This window comes from Ercella succinigenes (genome assembly GCF_900002895.1).
Window position 1 is genome coordinate 1 of sequence record NZ_CDHP01000010.1, and the last position, 21,367, is coordinate 21,367.

The 21,367-nt window shown below is 36.5% G+C and carries 18 protein-coding genes; 9 read left to right on the top strand and 9 right to left on the bottom strand.

Going from position 1 to position 21,367, the window contains the following annotated elements; all coding sequences use genetic code 11:
• The 7 genes from AC0KSB_RS03035 to AC0KSB_RS03065 form a co-directional block, all read right to left on the bottom strand.
• On the bottom strand, positions 1-244 hold a 244-nt coding region (locus tag AC0KSB_RS03035), incomplete at its 3' end, for a transposase (RefSeq protein ID WP_472306594.1).
• Between the two features lie 75 nt (positions 245-319).
• The gene (locus AC0KSB_RS03040; protein WP_472306596.1) at positions 320-1,252 is read right to left on the bottom strand and encodes a carbohydrate ABC transporter permease; all 933 of its coding nucleotides are present in this window, start codon (positions 1,250-1,252) and stop codon (positions 320-322) included.
• A 99-nt stretch (positions 1,253-1,351) separates the two neighbouring features.
• On the bottom strand, positions 1,352-2,683 hold the full coding sequence (locus tag AC0KSB_RS03045; protein WP_472306598.1) for an ABC transporter substrate-binding protein: 1,332 nt from the start codon (positions 2,681-2,683) through the stop codon (positions 1,352-1,354).
• Positions 2,684-2,730: 47 nt separating this feature from the next.
• Positions 2,731-3,744, bottom strand: coding sequence for a DUF7916 family protein (locus AC0KSB_RS03050; protein WP_472306600.1), 1,014 nt, complete (start codon positions 3,742-3,744; stop codon positions 2,731-2,733).
• Between the two features lie 35 nt (positions 3,745-3,779).
• On the bottom strand, positions 3,780-5,060 hold the full coding sequence (locus AC0KSB_RS03055; RefSeq protein ID WP_472306602.1) for a 6-phospho-beta-glucosidase: 1,281 nt from the start codon (positions 5,058-5,060) through the stop codon (positions 3,780-3,782).
• 104 nt (positions 5,061-5,164) lie between these two features.
• Positions 5,165-6,097 (bottom strand): carbohydrate kinase family protein, encoded by a 933-nt coding sequence (locus tag AC0KSB_RS03060; protein WP_472306604.1) that lies wholly within the window; start codon positions 6,095-6,097, stop codon positions 5,165-5,167.
• A 41-nt stretch (positions 6,098-6,138) separates the two neighbouring features.
• Entirely contained in the window at positions 6,139-7,011 is an 873-nt protein-coding gene (locus AC0KSB_RS03065; protein ID WP_472306606.1) for a MurR/RpiR family transcriptional regulator, read from the bottom strand.
• Between the two features lie 367 nt (positions 7,012-7,378).
• Between AC0KSB_RS03065 and AC0KSB_RS03070 the strand changes: the two genes are divergently transcribed.
• The 9 genes from AC0KSB_RS03070 (at position 7,379) to AC0KSB_RS03110 (ending at position 18,376) form a co-directional block, all read left to right on the top strand.
• Positions 7,379-8,572 carry a LacI family DNA-binding transcriptional regulator gene (locus AC0KSB_RS03070; protein WP_472306608.1) on the top strand — a complete coding sequence of 398 codons (1,194 nt, stop codon included), beginning with the start codon at positions 7,379-7,381 and terminating at the stop codon, positions 8,570-8,572.
• 207 nt (positions 8,573-8,779) lie between these two features.
• Complete coding sequence (locus AC0KSB_RS03075) at positions 8,780-9,802, top strand: sugar ABC transporter substrate-binding protein (protein ID WP_472306610.1); 1,023 nt, start codon at positions 8,780-8,782, stop codon at positions 9,800-9,802.
• 212 nt (positions 9,803-10,014) lie between these two features.
• On the top strand, positions 10,015-11,505 hold the full coding sequence (locus AC0KSB_RS03080) for a sugar ABC transporter ATP-binding protein (RefSeq protein WP_472306612.1): 1,491 nt from the start codon (positions 10,015-10,017) through the stop codon (positions 11,503-11,505).
• Between the two features lie 2 nt (positions 11,506-11,507).
• On the top strand, positions 11,508-12,476 hold the full coding sequence (locus tag AC0KSB_RS03085; protein WP_472306614.1) for an ABC transporter permease: 969 nt from the start codon (positions 11,508-11,510) through the stop codon (positions 12,474-12,476).
• Positions 12,477-12,520: 44 nt separating this feature from the next.
• A complete protein-coding gene (locus AC0KSB_RS03090; RefSeq protein ID WP_472306616.1) occupies positions 12,521-13,144 on the top strand; it encodes an SGNH/GDSL hydrolase family protein in 624 nt (207 codons plus the stop codon).
• A gap of 53 nt (positions 13,145-13,197) precedes the next feature.
• Positions 13,198-14,430: a sugar isomerase gene (locus AC0KSB_RS03095; RefSeq protein WP_472306618.1), complete on the top strand. Its 1,233-nt coding sequence runs from the start codon at positions 13,198-13,200 to the stop codon at positions 14,428-14,430.
• Positions 14,430-15,515 carry a uroporphyrinogen decarboxylase family protein gene (locus AC0KSB_RS03100; protein WP_472306620.1) on the top strand — a complete coding sequence of 362 codons (1,086 nt, stop codon included), beginning with the start codon at positions 14,430-14,432 and terminating at the stop codon, positions 15,513-15,515. The genes AC0KSB_RS03095 and AC0KSB_RS03100 overlap by 1 nt, the downstream gene beginning before the upstream one ends.
• Positions 15,516-15,517: 2 nt before the next feature.
• Positions 15,518-17,008: a rhamnulokinase gene (locus tag AC0KSB_RS03105; protein ID WP_472306622.1), complete on the top strand. Its 1,491-nt coding sequence runs from the start codon at positions 15,518-15,520 to the stop codon at positions 17,006-17,008.
• A gap of 24 nt (positions 17,009-17,032) precedes the next feature.
• Complete coding sequence (locus AC0KSB_RS03110) at positions 17,033-18,376, top strand: amidohydrolase family protein (protein ID WP_472306624.1); 1,344 nt, start codon at positions 17,033-17,035, stop codon at positions 18,374-18,376.
• A 59-nt stretch (positions 18,377-18,435) separates the two neighbouring features.
• Here AC0KSB_RS03110 and dhaK read toward each other — a convergent pair whose 3' ends face one another.
• Both dhaK and AC0KSB_RS03120 read right to left on the bottom strand, forming a co-directional pair.
• Entirely contained in the window at positions 18,436-20,208 is a 1,773-nt protein-coding gene (dhaK, locus tag AC0KSB_RS03115; RefSeq protein WP_472306626.1) for a dihydroxyacetone kinase subunit DhaK, read from the bottom strand.
• The gene (locus AC0KSB_RS03120; RefSeq protein ID WP_472306628.1) at positions 20,205-21,344 is read right to left on the bottom strand and encodes a glycerol dehydrogenase; all 1,140 of its coding nucleotides are present in this window, start codon (positions 21,342-21,344) and stop codon (positions 20,205-20,207) included. The genes dhaK and AC0KSB_RS03120 overlap by 4 nt, the downstream gene beginning before the upstream one ends.
• Between the last annotated feature and the right edge of the window lie 23 nt (positions 21,345-21,367).

Genomic DNA, 21,367 nt, shown 5'->3' on the forward strand with positions numbered 1-21,367 from the left:
ATTTAGGCACGTGAAGAATCAGCGTTCCTACTCTAGTTGTCAGGGTACGCTCGCGATAGCCATTCCGATAGCTGACACGTCCATCACTTCGCTCATACGGCTCGGCATTCAATTGTTCGCTGGCCTGTCCTCGCAGCACCGCATCAAATACTTTTTCCAGTAATTTCGCCACCCCGTTCTCCCGATTTCCAAGCATAAGGTCTTTAAGAATTTCGTCTTCCAGTGTAAGATGTACTTGAGCCATGATCTCATTCCTTTCAGTTGTTAGTTTCGCAAAACCTATTATACCGAAAGCGAGCTCGTGGCTCTTTTTTATTTCTCAATTTACACCAAGTATACGGACTTTATCGTCCCCCATCATTCTTTTGCTAGTTTTTATATAAAATATACTCATCATCATTATGCAAAATAAGGTAATCATTGAAAGAGACATAGAATATCCCATATCATAAAAAGAAAATCCAGTTTTATAGGTATATAGTGCTATGGTTTCTGTTGAATAGCCAGGGCCACCTTTTGTCATAACATATATCGTGTCGAAAATCTTAAATAAATCCATCGAACGAATAAGCATAACAAAACTAATAAATGGTGCAATAGATGGCAAAATGATTTTTCTAACAATTTGCCAGTATCGAGCTCCATCCACTTTGGCAGCTTCAATCAACTCATCTGAAACGTTCATCATTGATGTATAAAGTATCAACACAACAAATGGTGTCATCTGCCATATGTCTACAATCATGACACTTAACAAAGATGTAGAAGGATCTCCTAACCAAGCAATTCCATCAATTCCTATTGTATTACGTAACAAGTAATTTAATATTCCAAATTGAGGATCATATATGTATCTCCAGATTAGACCAACAACAACAGGAGAAGTAATCATAGGTAATAGTATTATAGAATTTATCACTCTCAGATTTTTTTTAATGTTCCAAAGAGTTAAGGATATTAGAAAACCTAAAACTACTTCTGCAACCAAGCATACAATGACCAATGTAAATGTATTGCTAATAACCGTTGCAAAAACATTATCCGAAAAAGTTTTCAAATAATTATTAAAGCCAACAAATACTTTTTCCGCGCCAAGATCAAATAGTTTCCATTCATAGAAGCTCATATAAAAAGAGTAAATAATGGATATAAATATGAAAAAGAGCAAAAAAGCTATTGAAGGTAAAATGAAAAAATAACCCATTCTTTTTTCAGCTTTTTTCCTATGTCTTACAGTATTTGCTAATTGCATGCAAATTCCTCCATTACAAAACCAGATAATGACGTTTGTTTTTACAGTTCGGTTATGCATATTAAAACATAACCGAACCATAAATAAACACTATTGATTTTATTCGGCTTCCATAAAGGCTTGTAATGCATCCATAGCTGCCTGGGCGTTTGTTTTTCCTGTCATTACATCTTGTAGTTGAGTTTCTAAAACTTCTTGTTGAGCTGACCATGACTTCCACGATGGATTAGGTTTTATATTATTAAAAGTTTCATTCATTGCCTGAAGAACTGGTGTAGATTCAAGTAATGCTGTATTTTCATAATACGCCTTAGTTGCACCGCAGGTTCCAGATTTTTCAGTAAAATAAGTCTGAGCTTCCGTATCTGTAATAAAGCTTATTAAAGCTGCGGCTTCAGGCTCATTAGTTGTGCCGTTTGCTATTGACCAGCAATAACTGTCAACTATACCTCCAGGTGTTCCGCTATTGGAATAAATAGGTACATAACCCCATTTACCAACTGTTGAGCTTTGATTAGGATCTTCAAGCCATGCACTGTTAACTGTCATACACATAATCATTGCAGCTTTTCCACTAGCCGCAACATTTGAATTTTCATCCCAATGGAAATTCATAAAACCTGAAGGTGCATATTGACTTAATTTACCAAGATATTCTGCAACTTCTACTGCCTCGGAAGAATTGGCATTAGGATTGCCTTCATTATCATAAAACCAGCCATTATTGCCTACCAAAAGAGCCCCGAAAATGCTTGCCAAAGCACCAGATTTTTTACCTGGGAAGGTTATTCCGTAAAGATTATCCCCATCAGAAAGTTTATCTGCTGCTGCTAAAACTTCATCCCAGCTTTGTGGAGCATCAATATCATTCTCTTCAAAAATATCTTTGCGGTAAGCAAGGGTCTGAGTTGTAATAAAATCTGGCAAACCGTAAAGCACATCATCTTTACGATAAGAATTTAAGAGATCTGGAACATATTTATCGATTATATCCTGTGATAAAACTTCTTCAACAGGTAGTAGAAATCCATTATCTGCGAACTCCTCAAACCAGGAAGGATGAACATACAGAACATCATAGGCTCCTGTTCCTGATGCTAGCTCTAAAGCACTTTTCTCGCGTAAATTTTCCCAGGGTATAGCATCCATTACAACCTTAACATTGGTTTGTGCTTCAAATTCATCAAACATATCCCGCCAAGCTGATTGAAAAGGATCTCCTGCCCATGTAGCAACTACTAATTCTCCTGATAGATCTTCTTTAGTGGTTTCGTTATTTGTAGTTTCTTCTGATGTGCCTGCTGTAGTTTCATTAACTGAAGAAGTAGTAGTAACACTTGTACCATTACCGCTACATGCGGTAATCCAAATCAAATTTGATAGAACCAGTATTAATGCGATGAAAACAATATACCTTCTACTTAGTTTCACTTTCCATTCCTCCTTTAAAATTTGTTCTAATACTAAATCAAAAGAATTTAATATAAATCTCCTCTGAGGGGAGAACCCGCCATTCTGCGCAAAACATGTCGCTGCCCCTTTATGGCTTTTGCAAAAGCCATAACATTTTCTGGTGAACACGATCCCCCGTAAACACTATCTCCAATCTGGAACAAGTCTGCACCTGTCATCTTGCTGTCAATTGCAAATCTCTGGATTACTTCAGTATCAGCTCCCTCTTGTGACGTCCCTATGGTAGTTTCCGCCAAAAGACCACATTCATGTATTACTTCTACCCATTTTCTTACCAGATCAATTGTCAAACCTGGTACAGTCCCAGGAGAAGGAAGAACTATTACGTCTGCCCCTGCTTCTGCCAACTCCTTTATTTCATTGACTGTGACAAAATTGTCTGGATTAATTCTAAAGGAACCTCCCCAAGGCATTTTGCCAGCTTTAACCAACCCCTTGTCCTCAACCCCCTCTCTTACATTTGAAACGCAACCAGAAAACTCTTTGTCTGACATTTGCGGTGTACGGATTAAAGTAATATAACTTGCACCTTGGCTTATACCTTTTTGAGCATTTTCTTTGCTGGCAACACGAGAAGCAGGATAGTTATGACTACTGGTTACAGGCTCTAAAGTCATTCCTACAGGTATTCCAGATAGTTTTTTTACCTCTCCTATTGTGCGACCGAACCCAAATTCAAGAAAAGTATTTTGAAAAGATTCTTCAACTTCATCAAACTTAGGAATTATCCCTTTACTTTTATCAATATTCCAAAAAGAAAAAAATCTCTCAATTCCTTCTTGAGTTGAAGGAAGACCGGGTATTAATGGCGACTCTACATTGTAGTGGTTTAAGGTTGCCATGTCACAACCCCAACTTTTAATTAATTCAATATTTGTTACACCATCAATCAGATTTTGCTTAAAAGTTACTGTTTCTCCAATAATAACGCGTCCACTAGCTGACTGAATTGCTTTTACCAAATCACTTCTCTGAGCTGTTATAAGAGGAGTGCCAACATCGTTTAGAAATTTAACCATTATATATTTCCCCCTTTAAGTTTTTGCGAACATTCTTAATTTAATTTTATATAATCTGGATGTGCTGAAATAATTTCTTCCAACATTTTTTCCGCATCATTAATAGATCTAATAAACGGGTGCGAAGCTAAAGCGATTAAAGCAAGATCTTTAGATTTTTCTGCACCAGCTTTTACCGTAAGCGATTCATACTCTTTAACATGGTGTACAAGACCAGCAATACCATCTGGAATATTTCCCAAATGCAAAGGTTTTATGCTATCACCATATACAATCGCAGGAACTTCGATAACTGCATCTTTTTTGAGCTCATTTATTATTCCGTTGTTTTGAATGTTTATAACGTGAATGGCACCATCGGCATTTTCCATTGAGTCTATTAAGGCAACTGCAGCTTCTGAATACCAGGCTCCTCCCCTTTGGTCCAATCCTGCAGGCTTTGTTTTCAAATCAGGATTACTGTAATCTTTTAACAACTCTTTATCAACATCAATTAATTTCTCCGCTCTGGTTGTCTCCTGTGAAGACAGTTTCTGATATATTTCATTTTGGTGATTGTAATACTGCAAATATCCAACAGGTAAAACCTGCATGGCTAAAGAATGTTTGACATTAAATGCATAACCCAACATATAATCACATTTAGAGTGATTTAATATCTCTGCAAAAGAATTCCTTGTAACATCTTTACCCTTAAGATATATACCTTTTATAAAACCAAGATGATTTAGTCCAAAATAGTCAAAGAAAACCTCATTATCGTTCCAACCCATTACTTCACATATACGCTTGAAAGTCGTAATTGGTCCATTGCATAAACCAATTACTTTGATTTTTGAATATTTACTAGCTGCTTCAGTGATAATTCCAGATGGATTTGTAAAATTAATAAGCTTTGCCTGTGGAGCATACTTTTCCATACAATCTGTTATTTTTAATATTTCAGGAATTGTTCGAAGAGCTTTAGCAAAGCCTCCCGGACCGGTTGTCTCCTGACCAATATAATCATACTTGAGTGGAATTGCTTCATCTTTAGCACGAGCTTTTAAAAGACCAACTCTAAATTGTGTTACAACATAATCTGCATTCTCAACTGCTTCTTTTAGGCTCTCTGTCATGGTAACTTTAGGTGGTTCATCAAACTTAGAACACATTCTTTCAATCAAACCACCAACAATAGAAAGTCTTTCTTGACTAATGTCCATTAGAGCAAACTCTTTTACTCTAAGCTTATCCTGTCTTTTTAAGAAACCATCAATCAACTCAGGACTGTAGGTACTTCCAGCGCCAATTACACTGATCTTCATTGCTTTCATTTCTATTCCTCCTTACTTTTTGAGAACACTTAATACAGACGGCAATATTTAGCCGCTAAAAAATTTGTGGATTCTTTTTTCTCTTTTGATAAAATTAAAAAAGTCTAGTAAACTAATTTTTTTCGAAAAATTTCTGTATCTAATTTAGGATAAATTTTATAATCATCGTATTTCTTTAAGGATAGTCCTGTAAAAACTGAAGCAAACTCTGCACAAGCTTTTTTTTCAAGACCATTTAGCATTGAAAAACAGTAGCTAGCCCCGAATATATCTCCTGACCCCACTGTGTCATATGCCTCAACAAGAAAACTATCTACTTTTTTACAGTCTTCCTGAGTCATAACAATACAACCGGCCATTCCTTTTTTAAGAACAACTGTTTTGCAACCCATATCAAGAAATAATTTCCCCGGATTATTTGTTTTTGTATTATTTAGAATTTGCAACACCTCTTTATGAGCTACGAAAAAAACATCTATCAACTGAAAAATTTTATCCAAGCGACCGGAAGCTATGGGATCGAATTTATCAACCGGTAACATCTGTCCATCTAAAGCTATAATTTTTCCTCTTTTTTTCACTTCACATAATAAATCATAAAATTCATCTGTCCAGAATTCTGGGAAAAGCATGTAACCAGCCACATAAACCAAATCAAAATCGCCAAAATCATCTATTTTAGGTATATACATGGGTAGCATAGGAGAGCACCCAACAAAAGTTTTTTTGTTTTTGTCACAAACCATCATGCTTTTTGTGCTTTTTTTAGATGGCAAGATTTTTACACCACTGCAATCTATACCCTTTTGTCTTAAAAAACTGATCATGCTATACCCTGCTAAATCATCCCCTACAACTGAATAAATTTTGACATCAACACCCAGATGCTTTAGAGCTGTGGATGCGTAAGAAGCAGATCCACCGGTTGTTATAGTTATATCTTCTGCCCACACTTTTTCTCCCATCACTTCTATTGATGAAGGATTATGCATCAGAATGTCTTCACAAATTTCCCCTATCATTATTACCTTAAACACATTTTTACCCCTATAATAATTTTTGTTGGAAATAATTATTGTTAAAATTTTTCTTCCGCAAGAGTCTGATCTGTAAGTCTGATATATTTTTTTGATCTTTCTATTCTTTTAAAGGCGACAGCCACGAATAACGCGTCCATAATTCCCATTTGAGCAATACGCGATGACATTGCAAAATCTCTAAATGTAGTCTCTTCAGATCTCGAAATTAAAGTTATGTCAGAAACTCTAGTTATAGGAGATCTTTCAAAACTTGTTAAACATATTGTCGTGGCACCGTTACTACGGGCATCTTCGAGCATTTTCACAGTATGTTTTGTACTACCTGTATGAGATATGCCAATAGCAACATCTCCCTGATTAAGCATGGTAGCATGTATCAAAGAATCAGATGTATCTACTCCTATTCTTGAGTTTATTCCTACCCTAAGAAGGCGATAATGAGCATCCATACATATCGGAATGGAATTGCCGTATGCAAAAAATTCTACTCTGTTAGAAAAAGCAATGCTATTTACAGCTCTAGAAAATTGATCACTGTCTAATTTTTGCAGAGTTTCCTGCAATGCTTGCATTTCTGAGCTAAAAACTTTTTTCAAAATTGTTTTTTCATCATCATTTTCACTTATATCTTCAAGGATCATTTGGTTTCCTGTGTTAGTTTCAGCTGCTAGATTGATTTTAAAATCGTTAAAACCTGCATAGCCTACAAATTTACAAAATCTAACAACACTCGCCTCACTAACAGAACAAGATTCAGCTACCATCACAATGGTCATGTGTATTACTTTTTCAATATTATCCATTACATAATTTGCTATTATTTTTGATGTGTCAGACATTTTAGGAAACTCTGATTGTATTCTTGCGACACAGCCATCAGGCATCATTAAGTTATTTTCATACATTTCCATATTTGTCATTCTCCAATACAAAATTTATCTTGAACAAATATTAACATGTCATTTTGAATTTGTCTACACAAAACTGAAATATTTTTTCTATATATTGATATTATTTTAACCAATTAATGCTATATACACATTAAAATCTTCTTTTCAGAGCAATTTACAGAGCAAAATTTACTAAAAACCTTAAAATGGTGAAAATTATTTTCTTTTTATAAAATTATTTTTTCACAGATTAGAATTTTTTCATCAATAATCTTTGTAAAAATTTTTCTAAATTGTGTTAAAACTTCAACTGAAAAAGTCTGTTCTATTATCTTTGTCGACATGAAACTCAACTGGGAATGTTATATATGCACAAAATATTTTTTATATGGCACTTATTTTAGTGCATAGTGTGGACAGCAGCATTTTCATAAGCTATATTATAAATGTGGTTGTTAAATTTATGGGAACGTTCCAAGTTGTTAACATCTATTTAGCAGCCATTTTGTTTGAAGCACAAGGGAACGTTCCCAAACAAGTTCTTACTGATGCATTAGTGGAGGATTCAGTGTATACAATTATCGATGTAGCCAAATTAGCCGGAGTCAGCAAGTCTACCGTTTCTAGAGTCATTAATAACAATGGACCAGTTAATGATGAAACTAGGGTTCGCGTAGAAAAAGCCATGAAAGAATTGAACTATTCTCCTAGCTACTTTGCTCAAGGAATTAGAACCGGCAAAACAAAAACCTTAGCATTTATGCATCCAGATTCTACGAACGTCTTCTACAACGAGATGTTGGTAGGTGTTGAAGAGGTTGCCTTGGAACACGGGTATATGGTTTTAATTTGTAATACAAACAGAAATACTGAGCGAGAATATAAGTATGCTCTTGAATTACAAAAAAGAAATGTCGACGGAATTATTTTTTCAACCTATGAAGTGGATCAAAACAACCTAAAACACTTCTATCACCTTTCAAGAAAGCTACCAATGGTTTTCATGGACAATATTTATACAAATCAGGAAGAAGTATCGGTCGTTATCTCTGAAGGATATAGATCCAGTCAACGCATAGTAAAGTTTTTGCACGAAAAAGGCTGCAGACGTATAGCATATATTCGCATTCAGGATGTAAGTGTAGTCAATCATCGTTTCATGGGATATGTAAAAGGTCTGGAAAAGTGTGGTTTGCCCTATAATCCAGAACTTGTTTACATGGCGACTTACGAAGAAATGAACAAGTCCCATATAAAAATGGGACGAGACGGAGCAAAACGCTTACTGGCATTGCCTGAACCTCCGGATGCAATTATGACTTCAATAGATACCATGGCTATAGGTGCAATGAGGCAAATTCTTGATAGCGGTCTACGCGTACCTGAGGATATCAAAATCGTTGGTTATGACAATATTGAACTATCTACATTAGTAAGGCCCAGAATTACCACAATGGCTCAGCCAATAAAACAACTAGGAATTGAAGCCGCTAAACTTTTAATGCATAAGATTCAAATTGACAACAATTATAACCAAAGAATTCTTTTCGACCCTGTTTTCTTAGAAAGAGAAAGCACTTAAAAAAGTATCTATGGTGTGCACATCTGCTAACTATTGACATTAATAAAAGCATCAAAAAGAAAGCTTTCACAATAAAAAGAATCGCAAGAGCAATGTAAATTTACTAAGAGAGGTGATGCTAAGGCTGAAAGCAAGAATAACGAACCCACGATGGTAACGTTCCCAACAAAATAACTAAAATAACAAATTTTCTAGGAGGGTCAAATAATGAATTATAAGAGAATTATTTCATTGATTATGAGCATAGTGATTGTTTGTTTTGTAGCTGCCTGTTCAATGAATACGCCAGGAGAAACAACAACGGCCACTACTACATCGTCTTCTGATCAAGAAGGAGAAACAGAATCTACCGAAACAACAGCTCAAGGAGAAGAAAAAGATTCTTATCTCATTGGTATGTCTACGCTGAATTTATCTAATCCATTTTTTGTAGCACTAACTGATGCAGCAAAAGAATTTGCAGAGCAGAACAATGCCGAACTCATGATTAATGATTCACAGGATCAAACAGAGAGACAAATTACTGCATTAGAAAATTTTATTGCTAGCGGTTGTGATGCAATAATTGTAACGGCTGTAGATCCTGAAGCTATTTTACCTATCGTTCAAAGCGCCCGTGCTCAGGGGATCGTTGTGGTCTGTCATACAACAAAACTTGATGAGTACGATGCCTGGGTTGCCGCTGATGAATATGATATGGGTTATACTCTTGGAACCGCAGCGGGTGAATGGATAGCCGCTAATCTTGGCGACGAAGAAATACAGGCAGCTACTCTAAACTTTGACACTATTCCACAAGTAATAAACCGTAAAAATGGAATTATTGAAGGAGTATTGGAAAAAGCGCCCAATGTAAAATTTGTAGCCGATGCCACAGCTGGTGACCCACAAGCAGGCATGGAAGCAACAGAGAATTTTATACAAACTTATCCAGATCTACAGGTTTTACTTGGTATTAATGATGGCGGAGCTTTAGGTGGTTACGAAGCTTTTATGGCAGCAGGGAAAACAGGAGATCAATATCTTGTCGGCGGTATTGACGCTACACCAGAAGGCATAGAAAAAGTGCGCGAAGGCGGCATCTACCGTGTAACAGTAGATCAGGCACCGGTTACAGCAGGTCAAAAATGTGTTGAACTTGCATTAAAAGCAATAAAAGGTGAACCTTTTGAAAAAGATTACTTACAAGATCTTGTTCCTGTAACCATAGATAATGTAGATAATTATTAAAATCATCCCAATATTTCCCTAAATGGGATTTTCACAAGCATATAAAACTAATAAAACCCGACATTAACTGCATAAAACTACTTTTACTGTTAAAAATTCTAAATATTTTCAATGTGCTTAATATATGCATAAATGTCGGGTTTTTAATTTAATTTATTCACATCATTACTTAAGAGTATTAATGATTAATATTTTATAAAGGAGGGAAATTTTTGAAGACATTGCTTGAATTGAAAAATGTATGCAAAAAATACCCTGGGGTTACAGCTTTAGATAATATAACTATGCAAATAGAAGAAGGTGAAGTACATGCCCTTCTCGGTGAAAACGGAGCAGGGAAAAGTACTCTTATTAAAGTATTATCTGGTGCTATTGAGCCAAATGCCGGAGAAATCGTCTTTGAAGACAAAACTTATTCCTACATGACACCAATTTTATCCACTCATTTGGGAATAGGTGTAATATATCAGGAATTTAATCTGGTTCCATCATTAACTATTTCTGAAAATATTTTTCTAGGCAATGAAAAAAGAAACGGAATATTGATTGATAAGAAAAAAATGCTGGATGAGTCAAAGAAAATTCTTAAATCTCTCGAAATTGACATTGATCCATCAACTCTGGTGCGAGAACTTAGTGTGGCATATCAGCAAATTGTTGAAATTGCCAAAGCGGTATCCAGAAATGTTAAAGTTCTGATTATGGACGAACCAACCGCACCTCTAACTAATCATGAAATTCAAGCCATGTTCAAACTAGTAAAAAAACTGGTCGAACAAAAAGTGACAATTATATATATATCTCATCGACTGGAAGAATTATTTGAAATAGCTGATCGTGTTTCTGTCTTGAGAGACGGCACTTATATAGACACAAAAAACATAAAGGAAACAAACAAAGATGAATTAGTTAGCTTAATGGTCGGAAGATGCATGAATGAACAATATCCACCTCGAAAAAGCATGATAGGGGAAAAAGTCCTGGAAGTCAAAAATCTTTGTGATGGAGCTTTTTTGCAAGATATCAACTTTGAAGTCAGAGCAGGTGAAGTTGTTGGCATATCAGGCTTAGTAGGAGCCGGTCGTACTGAGTTGCTGAGAATACTCTTTGGTGCTGATCTTCGTAGTTCAGGTGATATATTGCTAAATGGAAAACCTATACAATGCACACGTCCAGCACAAGCTATTGCTAAAGGTATTGCATTAATTCCAGAAGACCGTAAACAGCAGGGAATTCTGCTCAAAATGAATATCGCAGATAACATCACCTTACCAAGCATCCGTAAACTTTCACGTGCAATCATTATGAATAATTCCAGAATTAAAAATGTTGTTAGTGATTTTATCACTCGTCTTTCAATAAAAACGCCTAACGCACAACAGATCGTAAAAAATCTTTCTGGCGGAAATCAGCAAAAAGTTGTTCTAGCTAAATGGTTGGCATGCGAATGTAATTTATATCTTTTCGACGAACCAACACGAGGCATTGATGTTTGTGCCAAATATGAAATCTACCAATTAATTAATGATCTTGTACAGCAAGGTAATGCTGTAATTATAGTTTCTTCAGAACTTCCAGAAATTATTGGCATGTCAGATCGTATTTTAGTCATGAACCATGGCAGAATGGTTGGCGAACTGGGGCGTGACGAAGTAACTCAACATAAAATTATGAGCCTGGCATCAGGCGGATGGGTGGTTTGACTATGAAAATGGGCAATTTCGCAAAAAAATATGGCATTGTAATTGTCATGGTATTATTAATCATTTTCTTTTCTTTTATGACAAATTCTTTTTTGTCAGTAAAAAATCTTTTTAATGTAATGCGTCAGGTTTCGATAACTGGAATAGTTGCTGTTGGTATGACCTTGGTTCTATTGACAGGAGGATTAGATCTATCAGTAGGAAGCCTCTTGGCAGTGACTAGCGTTACAGCCTCTAGTCTAATTGTCAAGGCAGGACTTAATCCATGGTTAGCAATGATTATAGCAATTCTGTTTACAACTTGTTTTGGAATAATTACAGGATCTCTAATTCAAAAAATTGAACTTCCCCCTATGATAGCTACATTAGGTATGATGACTATTGTGCGAGGATTGTCATTCATCATCACAGGTGGATTGCCTGTATATGGGCTTCCCCAACAGTATGCAATTATAGGACAGGGGTATCTTTGGGTAATCCCCATTCCGGTTATATTTATGTTGATAGCTTTTGCTCTAGGATACTTTCTTCTAAACAAAACATATTTCGGACGTTATTTTTACGCTATGGGAGGCAATCAGGAAGCAGCCAGATTGGCTGGTATCAACGTGGGTATAATAAAAATTGCTACTTATACAATTAATGCTTTTTTGTGCGGAGTAGCCGGCATAATCCTCATGTTTCGTATTAATTCAGGACAACCTACGGCGGGACAAGGAATGGAAATGGACGTTATAACAGCAACTGTTTTAGGCGGAGTGTCTCTTTCGGGAGGCGAAGGAAGAATCGCAGGGGTTCTGATTGGTTGCCTAATCATGGGAATTTTATCAAATGGTCTGATTATAATGAATGTCGGAGAATACTATCAAATGGTCGTAAAAGGTGTTGTTTTAGTACTGGCAGTCAGCTTCGACAAGATTAGTCAACGTAGCACTATGCGACAAGCTCGTCAACGTTCCGCAAAAGCATAAAAGAACGAATCTAGAATACCAATTAAATACACGAGGGCAATAAAATGAAAACTATCCTTTGTTTTGGTGATTCAAATACATATGGAGAAATTGCAGGTGGTGGACGCTTTGGCCGCTACGAGAGATGGACAGGCAGACTACAGCAAAAAATAGGATCAGAATACTATGTAATTGAAGAAGGCTGTGGCGGCAGAACAACAGTCTGGGATGATCCTATTGAAGAATATAAGAACGGGAAAAAGTATCTTATACCCTGTCTTAATAGTCATAAGCCACTTGATTTAGTAATTTTGATGCTAGGCACAAATGATTTGAAAAATCGCTTTTCTTTATCAGCAACAGATGTATCTTGGGCGATAGAAAATTTGATTAGCAAGATTCATAATCCAGCCTACGGATTAAATGGTGTACCTCCTAAAATCTTACTGCTATCTCCACCTGCTATAACAAACCTTTCTAATTTGTCAGAGATACTTATTGGCGCAAAAGAAAAACGCGAAAAACTTGCTGTCTTGCTAAAAGAAATAGCAGACAAGTACGCTATCTTTTTTCTTGACACTGCACCAATAGCAACGATTGATCCAGCAGATGGTGTGCATTTGGATTTAAACGGCCATGCAGCTTTATCAGAAGTTTTAGCTGAGATGGTAATAACTATATTTAAATAGCAATGAAAATTATTCAAAACAATGGGATTCAGATACACGCAAAAGGAGGATTTATGTCCAGATATATCGATCAGTACAAAATTTTAGAGGAACAGTTATTAGAAAAAAATATAGAAATAGAAAAAATCAAAAAAAATCTCAAAAAACAAGTTGTTGAACTGCCTTCATGGGCTGTAGGAAATTCGGGAACTCGATATGGTACATTCCGTCAAGCCGGTGCAGCTTCAAATATATGGGAAAAAATTGATGATTGTGCAGAAATACAAAGATGCCTTGGTATTACTCCTGTAATGGCAAGTCATGTAACATGGGATAAAACCGAAGATGGAAGTTATACACCAGTACGTGAATATGCTTCACAAAAAGGAATGAAAATAGGTACAGTTCATCCCAACACCTTTAGTGGTCAAGAGTTTCGTTTAGGATCAATTTGTTCACCAATAGCAGAAGTTCGCAAAAACACTAAAGAACACTTTCGTAAATGTGTGGAAATCACACGAGAAATGGGATCAAAGACAATTGGCATGTGGTTGGCAGATGGAACAAACTATCCCGGTCAAGATAATTTGCGCGAACGAAAACATCGTATGCAAGAAGGATTGAGTGTTTTATATGATGCTATGGATGAAGACATGACTTTAATGCTTGAATACAAACCTTTTGAACCTTTTTTTTATACAACTGATATAAATGATTGGGGAATGTCACTTCTTATGTGTCAGAAGCTAGGTCCCCGCGCTAAAGTTCTAGTAGATCTAGGTCATCATGTTGCTGGTGTAAATATTGAACATATTATAGCCACTTTACTAGACGAAGGTCGTCTAGGTGCATTTCATCTCAATAATCGCCGTTATGCCGACGACGATTTAATTTCAGGAACAGTCAATCCCCATGAGATGTTTCTCATTTTCAAAGAAATTGTTGATGCAGGATATGATGGCTTGAATAATCAAATAACCTATATGCTTGATCAGTCACATAATATCGAAAATAGTCTAGAGGGGATTATATATTCAGTCATGAATGTGCAAACAGCTTTTGCCAAAGCACTGATAATAGATCGCAAACAGCTGATAAAAGCACAAGAAGAACAGGATATTGTGGGAAGCAACAGAATACTGATGCAGGCTTTCAATACAGATGTCGAGCCACTATTAAGTGTTGTTCGCGAAGAAATGGGTTTAAGCGATATAGATCCTTTGCGTAATTTCCGAAACAGCGGATACCTTTCAAAGATCATATCTGAGCGTAAAGAAGGAATATTAACATTGGGAGGCGGCTGCTAATGAAACAAAATAATGTCAAAAAAATTTCTATGACTGGCAGAGAAAGAATTCTTAGTGTCTTAAATCTTCAAGAACCTGATCGAGTACCCACGATGGAATGGGTTATCTATCCAAAATTAATGCAGACGCTTTGCGGCACTACTTCTGATCTTGAATTCGCCCGTTGCATTGGTTTGGATGGTGTTGCAGTTGGCATAGACATGAAAACAACACCTATCGATGATCGTCATGTAAAAGATGAGTGGGGAATTACACGAGTTACCTATGATGAATATCCCAACCCAGTCGTATTCCCTATTGAAACTATGGATGATTTAGACAAACTGCAAATTCCTGATCCAGATGCTCCTTATAGATTTAATAAAATCAAGCAAGCACTTGCCGAAGTAGGAGAAGAGATTTGTGTAGTTGCCAGAGTAAGAGATGTATTTTCACAACCACGCGATCTTATGGGATTTGAAAATTTCCTTGTCAGTTTTTATGAAGAACCTGAACTAGCTGAGTTTTTAATGAAAACAAGCGCAGATTATTCTTGCCGCATCTGCGAAAATCTTGTTGATCTTGGAGTGGAAGTAATTGTAATTGGTGACGATTATGCAAATAACGATGCTCTTCTTATGAATCCTGATATGTTTCGGGAACAAGTTCTTCCCCACTTAAACAGACTGGTAAAACATGCAAAAAAATTAGGACTAAAAGTAATTAAACATAGCGATGGTGATCTTAGAGCAATATTGTCCGATTTGCTTGAAACAGGTATCGATTGCCTTGATCCTATAGATGAGCGCGGCAATATGAATCTTTCAGAGCTGAAAAAAACTTATGGAAATCAAGTGGCATTTAAGGGCAATGTTGATTGTGTATCAACACTTGTCGATCAAACAGTGGCACAAGTAAGGCGGGAAACTGCACGCTGTATTCTTGCCGGTTCTTCCGGCGGTGGACATATTATTTCTTCTTCTAATTCAATTCACAGTGGCATTAATCCTGCTAATTATAAAGCCTTTATTGACTCACTACATGAATTAGGGAATTATCCTTTAGATTTAGAAAAACTGCAAAGAATAGCGCAGGGAAAGGAATAGTTATGAGCTGGCATTTTGCTGTTGATTTAGGTGCCGAAAGCGGACGTTGTGTCGCTGGCAATTTGGAAAATGGTAAAATAACACTACATGAATTATCACGTTTTCCCACAGGTTCTTTTCAATTAAAAGATGGTTTGTATTGGAATATTTATCGGTTTTACGAAGAAATAATAAAAGGTCTTAAAATATACGTGCAAAAATTCGGCACTACTTTGGATAGTATAGGTGTAGATTCTTGGGGTGTAGATTTTGGTTTAATTGACAATAACGGAAATTTAATTGATTTACCTCGTTGCTACCGAGATTCTCGCAATGATGGCTCTGATCAATTAATAAAGAAATTTATGACTCAACAGGAAATTTATGCTAATACTGGAATTCAGTTTTTAACAATAAATACTCTTAACCAACTTGTTGTTTCTCAGATCTCTGGAGAAGTTTCAAACCAAAAATCATCTGGCATATTGTTCATAGCTGATCTTTTACATTATTTGCTTGGAAGTAAAGCTTGTTGTGAAACTACTTCTGTTTCTATTTCACAACTCTTCAATATTCACGAAGGGAATTGGGATTCTTCAATTTTTTCAAAATTTAAGCTCTGTGAAGACATGCAATTACCAATAGCTAAAACTGGCGAAAAAATCGGAACACTTTCACCATATATTGCCAAAGAGGTTGGTCTAAATAGCAAAACTGCAATAATTGCTCCAGCTACTCATGACACTGCAAGCGCAGGTGCCGCGGTTCCTGCCAAAGGAGAGTTTTGGGGATATATCAGCTCTGGCACTTGGTCTTTGGTAGGAGTTGAATTAGAAAAACCAGTGGTTAATGAGCAAAGTTTCAAGCTAAATATTTCTAACTCTGGTGCCGCTTTTGAAAAAGTGCTTTTTTTGAAAAATGTAATGGGGTTGTGGATTATACAGCAATGTCGTTCGCACTGGCAAAAAAACAAGCCCGATCTAGATTATTCCCGGATTGCAGAACTTGCCAAACAAAAAAATGCCATTAATTCTCGAATTTTCATCGACCCTGATGATCACCGCTTTTTATCTCCGGGAAATATGCCTCAAAAAATATGCGAATACATTTTAGAAAAACAAAAAATCCAAGTAGATCCTGAAGATATAGGTACAGTCGCAAATATTGTTTTCATAAGTCTTGCTATGAAATACAAGTATGTCATGGAGATAATATGCAATACAACCAGCAAAAAACTAGATTGCTTGCATATTGTTGGCGGAGGAAGCAAAAATGATTTGCTAAATCAATTATCTGCTAACATCATGCAGATTCCAGTTTTGGCAGGACCGGCAGAATGTACTGCAATGGGAAATCTATTGATTCAAGCTTATGGTTGTAGATTAATTGATTCACATGAAGAATTGCGGCAAATCGTACGTAATTCCACCGCATTGACAAACTACAAGCCTGAAAAAACTGAAAACTGGAATGACTTATACAAAGATTTTCTGGCTATTACAAAATTAGCTTGAAAATTTACTTTGGAGAAAAGCAAAATGATTAGTTATGATAGCTTATTGTGCCAAATAAGTGAATTGCCTGTAATTGACACGCATGAGCATCTGCCTCCTGAGGAAAATTTGATCGAGCAAGCTCCTGATTTTTTTGATTTACTTACACCTTATGTATGCGATGATCTTATTTCTGCAGGTATGAATTTGCACGATTTTTCAATAATTCGTGATCACAAACATAACTTTAACATACGTTGGAATACTTTTTTGCGATATTTGCCAGACATACAACATACTCGTTTCTTTAGAGTATTTCTTGATTCTTTAGGCTATTTAGGTTTTGACCAAAACCTTAATTACCTTGATAGAAATACAGCGGCCTTAATTAGCAAGAAGCTTATACATGATTGTCAAACTGGCATCTATGCCAAAATAGCCAAAGATCACAATATAGTGTCCATGAATATTTTGCTGGAAGATTATCAGATCACAAGCAAATATCATTTGCCATTCAATGAAATAAATAATATAAAACCAGCCGAAAATTCATTAATTAAATTGATTCCAACTATTAGCTCATTTTGTCCAGTAAATTCAGATAAATTGAAGAAACTACAGAACGAATTTAATATACCTGCTGAGAGATTAAGAGATCTAGATCTTATGCTTGATCAAATTTTCCTCACATACAAAACTAATAAAATAAGCACAATAAAGTTAGGCAGTGGGTATGTGCGATCTTTAGATTTTAATCATCCAGACCCTATTAAAGCTCAGTCTGTTTTAGATAATATAAAAACAGGCCTAAGTTGTTCGAAAAATACAAAGCAGCTTGATCCTAAAATTACCGATTTCCAAAAAATACTGCATTTGGACGATTATCTGACCTGGTCGATTGTAAAACGAGCTCAAGAATATCAGATGGATATTCAAATACATACAGGTATGCATGCCTGGAACTACAATGTTCCAAGCCGATGTCATGCTGACGGATTAGTTACATTAATAAGAGAATTCCCTGACGTACGCTTTATACTTCTTCACGGTGGAATTCCATACATGGACGATGTTCTTCTATTAACAAAGTATTATCCTAATGTCATATTAAATCTCACCTGGGTGCCTATTATCGACAAAATAAAAGCGATAGAACTTTATGGTAGAGCACTGGATTTTCTGCCACATAACAAAGTCCAGTGCTTTGGTGGCGATTATTTTTACCCGCAATGCATACCTGGACATTTAAAAGCTGCACGACAATTACTAACCAATATGCTTTATAAAAAAATAAAAGCATATGAAATGGCTACAGATCAAGCACTGGAAATTGCATATAAATGGCTTTATCAGAACAGTATAGAAAATAAAAATTACACTACCTTCTAATTCAAAAAAGGTAGTGTAATAAAGTTGTGTAACTAAGTATACAGTTTTTGGAAAAAACACTATGCTTGTTCAACCGAATCGGCTATAAAAGAGAAAATGACTCCTAAGCCGTGTGCCCCTGCATCAGGATAACCAATACTTCGGTCACCGACAGTGCCGGCACGTCCCATCTTGGCGGCTATTTTTTCTGTCGCTTTTGCACCTTTCACAGCAGCCTGAGCCCCCAGACTAAATGATTCATAGAAGTTCAAACCTTTTTGGGCACTTTCAGTCCAGGAATCAGCAGCCGGTACGAGCGCATCAATCAAAGTTTTATCGCCTACCACTGCTCCTCGGCCAAAAGATCTTGCACCCGTTGCCTGTATTGCCTTTACTGCAGACTGCATCATATCGGCAAATTCCGATACTGTTATTTCTTTCTTATCACCAATGTTTTTGGCAGCCGCTCTGAATGCAGATCCCCATATAGGGCCAGATGCGCCTCCACAATATTCCATAATAATAAGAGAGCAGGCATCAAGAAATGAACCTATATTTTCGGAATGATTCTTTAGCAGCGATCCCCACTCTTGTTGCAGTTTTCTAAAGCCTTTTGCTATGCTCATTCCAAAATCGCCATCACCTGCATGAGAATCCAAATCGCAAAAAGGTTTTTCATTTGCTATTACAGATTCACTCATTTTACCAACGATATAGATCATATTGTTTGTATTTATTGTGTCTGATTCTATTTTTGCATATTTTGCATAAACTTCTGCCTCATCGGCATATGTATTAACTTCTTCCTCACTGCTCAAAATATTATGTGCCTCAGGTATTTCCTCTTGCCCATCAAATTTAAGTGCCGATGTATTGCATTCCTGGTTTAAATAACCTTTTAATTCATTGTCCAGTTTCAGCAAAGTTATGGAGGCTCCAGCCATATCTATACTTGTCATATAATTGCCTACAAGACACCTGTGTACTTTAATATTTTTTGCTGCCAATGCTCTTAAGGCATAATTATTCAGCACATACAGCTCCTGCAAAGGACTACCGCCAAAACCATTTACAAGCAGTGCTACCTCTTCTGTCCCACAATCACTTTCTGAAATTGACAAGTCTTTGACCAGTGCTTCTATCATGCGTTGTGCAAGCTTTTCTGCACTTGCTATTTTTTCGCGTTTTACTCCGGGCTCTCCATGAATTCCCACACCATATTCAAGCTCATCTTCTTCTAAATTGAAAGTAGGGGTACCTTTGGCAGGTACAGTACATGATGTTAATGCAAAGCCTATACTTCTTACATTGTCTGCTGCCTTCTGAGCAATTTTTTTCACAGACTCAAGATCCATGTTTTGTTCTGCTGCTGCTCCTGCTATCTTATGGACAAAAACAGTTCCTGCAACGCCTCTTCTGCCAACAGTATACAAACTATCTTCTACAGCTATATCATCTTCCACTTTTACAAAATCTACCTTGATACCATCTTCCTGTGCAAGATATGCTGCATTCTTGAAATTCATAATATCGCCACTGTAGTTTTTTATAATCAGCAAAGTACCTTTTTCTGATGCTGTTTCTTTTATTGCCTGATAGACCTGTATTTGAGAAGGAGATGCAAACACATCACCACAAACAGCAGCGTCCAGCATCCCTTGTCCTACAAATCCTGCATGTGCCGGCTCATGACCACTGCCTCCGCCACTTATAAGGCTGACTTTTTTGCTGTTTTTTTCCCTTCTGGTAATTATTTTATACTTTTCATTAAGAGTTAAATCTGCATGTGCCATAACTATTCCCTGGCACATTTCTGTAACTAATCCCTCTGGTTTATTGATTATTTTTTTCATTTCCCAATCCTCTTGGCCTTATACATTGACCCATACTTATCTGCAGTCATTATTGCTGCCGCAACATCTTCAACAGAAACAGGGAAAGGCATTGCATGAACTGATTCTTCTGGTATACATGCCTTCTGCGCTACTTCAATCAATTTTTCCGAGCTGATTGTTTCTACACCTATATCCGAAAAACACACAGGCAAGCCAACATCCAAGCAAAAGTCCAGAACTTCATCTATTTCTGTCTGCGGTGCATTTTCCAGGAAAAGTTGAGACAATGCACCAAATGCTACTTTTTCACCATGGAAATAATGATGTGCCTCTTCAAGTATTGTCAAACCATCGTGTATGGCATGTGCTCCCGCCAGTCCGCCACTTTCAAAACCCAGTCCTGAAAGTAAAATGTTTGCTTCTATGATATTTTCCAAAGCTGGTGTAACTCTATTATTTTCACATGCTATTTTTGCTTTATATCCATCTTCAAGTAGTGTTTTGTAACATAATTCTGCAAGGGCAAAAGCAGTATTTGTTCCTTTGGCCGGTTCACAAAAACCTTCTCTGAAACCACATGGAAGACCTGCATTTACATTAGAATATGAGCGTTTTGTTGCTCTGGCTTCAAAATATGTTGAAAGTGCATCTCCCATTCCCGAAACAAGGAATCTGACCGGTGCATTTGCTATTATTTTTGAATCTATCAAAACTACACTTGGACTTTGTTTGAAATATGCATAATCCTCAAATGCGCCCTCTTCTGTGTATATTACTGCTGAATGACTTGTAGGAGCATCTGTTGCTGCAATTGTAGGAACTATTATGAGGTTTTCTCCGCCTGCTACACATTTTGCTGTATCTATTGCTTTACCACCGCCAAGTCCTATTATACAGCTGCATTTTTTTTGCTTTGCCTCCTCTTGTAACCGGCTGATCTCTTTTCTTGAGCATTCACCGCCAAAATTACTCTCCATGAGCGTTATTCCGTATTTATCGGATGTTGCTGCCAGCTTTTCTTTTACTCTGTTTACATCGTCTTTATGGGCGATTAACAATGCCGATTCTCCAAATGTTTTTACAAAATAACCCAGATTCAACAGCTCATCTTCTCCCTGTACATATTTGCAAGGACTTATAAATGCTTTTCTCATATCTTTTTCCTTTCTTGCGTTTG

Coding starts and splice junctions, on each gene's coding strand:
- AC0KSB_RS03105 (WP_472306622.1), top strand. CDS start 15,518: ATGAGCTGGCATTTTGCTGTTGATTTAGGTGCCGAAAGCGGACGTTGT.
- AC0KSB_RS03070 (WP_472306608.1), top strand. CDS start 7,379: ATGGCACTTATTTTAGTGCATAGTGTGGACAGCAGCATTTTCATAAGC.
- AC0KSB_RS03075 (WP_472306610.1), top strand. CDS start 8,780: ATGAATTATAAGAGAATTATTTCATTGATTATGAGCATAGTGATTGTT.
- AC0KSB_RS03120 (WP_472306628.1), bottom strand. CDS start 21,344: ATGAGAAAAGCATTTATAAGTCCTTGCAAATATGTACAGGGAGAAGAT.
- AC0KSB_RS03090 (WP_472306616.1), top strand. CDS start 12,521: ATGAAAACTATCCTTTGTTTTGGTGATTCAAATACATATGGAGAAATT.
- AC0KSB_RS03095 (WP_472306618.1), top strand. CDS start 13,198: ATGTCCAGATATATCGATCAGTACAAAATTTTAGAGGAACAGTTATTA.
- AC0KSB_RS03055 (WP_472306602.1), bottom strand. CDS start 5,060: ATGAAAGCAATGAAGATCAGTGTAATTGGCGCTGGAAGTACCTACAGT.
- AC0KSB_RS03050 (WP_472306600.1), bottom strand. CDS start 3,744: ATGGTTAAATTTCTAAACGATGTTGGCACTCCTCTTATAACAGCTCAG.
- AC0KSB_RS03065 (WP_472306606.1), bottom strand. CDS start 7,011: ATGGAAATGTATGAAAATAACTTAATGATGCCTGATGGCTGTGTCGCA.
- AC0KSB_RS03110 (WP_472306624.1), top strand. CDS start 17,033: ATGATTAGTTATGATAGCTTATTGTGCCAAATAAGTGAATTGCCTGTA.
- dhaK (WP_472306626.1), bottom strand. CDS start 20,208: ATGAAAAAAATAATCAATAAACCAGAGGGATTAGTTACAGAAATGTGC.
- AC0KSB_RS03100 (WP_472306620.1), top strand. CDS start 14,430: ATGAAACAAAATAATGTCAAAAAAATTTCTATGACTGGCAGAGAAAGA.
- AC0KSB_RS03040 (WP_472306596.1), bottom strand. CDS start 1,252: ATGCAATTAGCAAATACTGTAAGACATAGGAAAAAAGCTGAAAAAAGA.
- AC0KSB_RS03085 (WP_472306614.1), top strand. CDS start 11,508: ATGAAAATGGGCAATTTCGCAAAAAAATATGGCATTGTAATTGTCATG.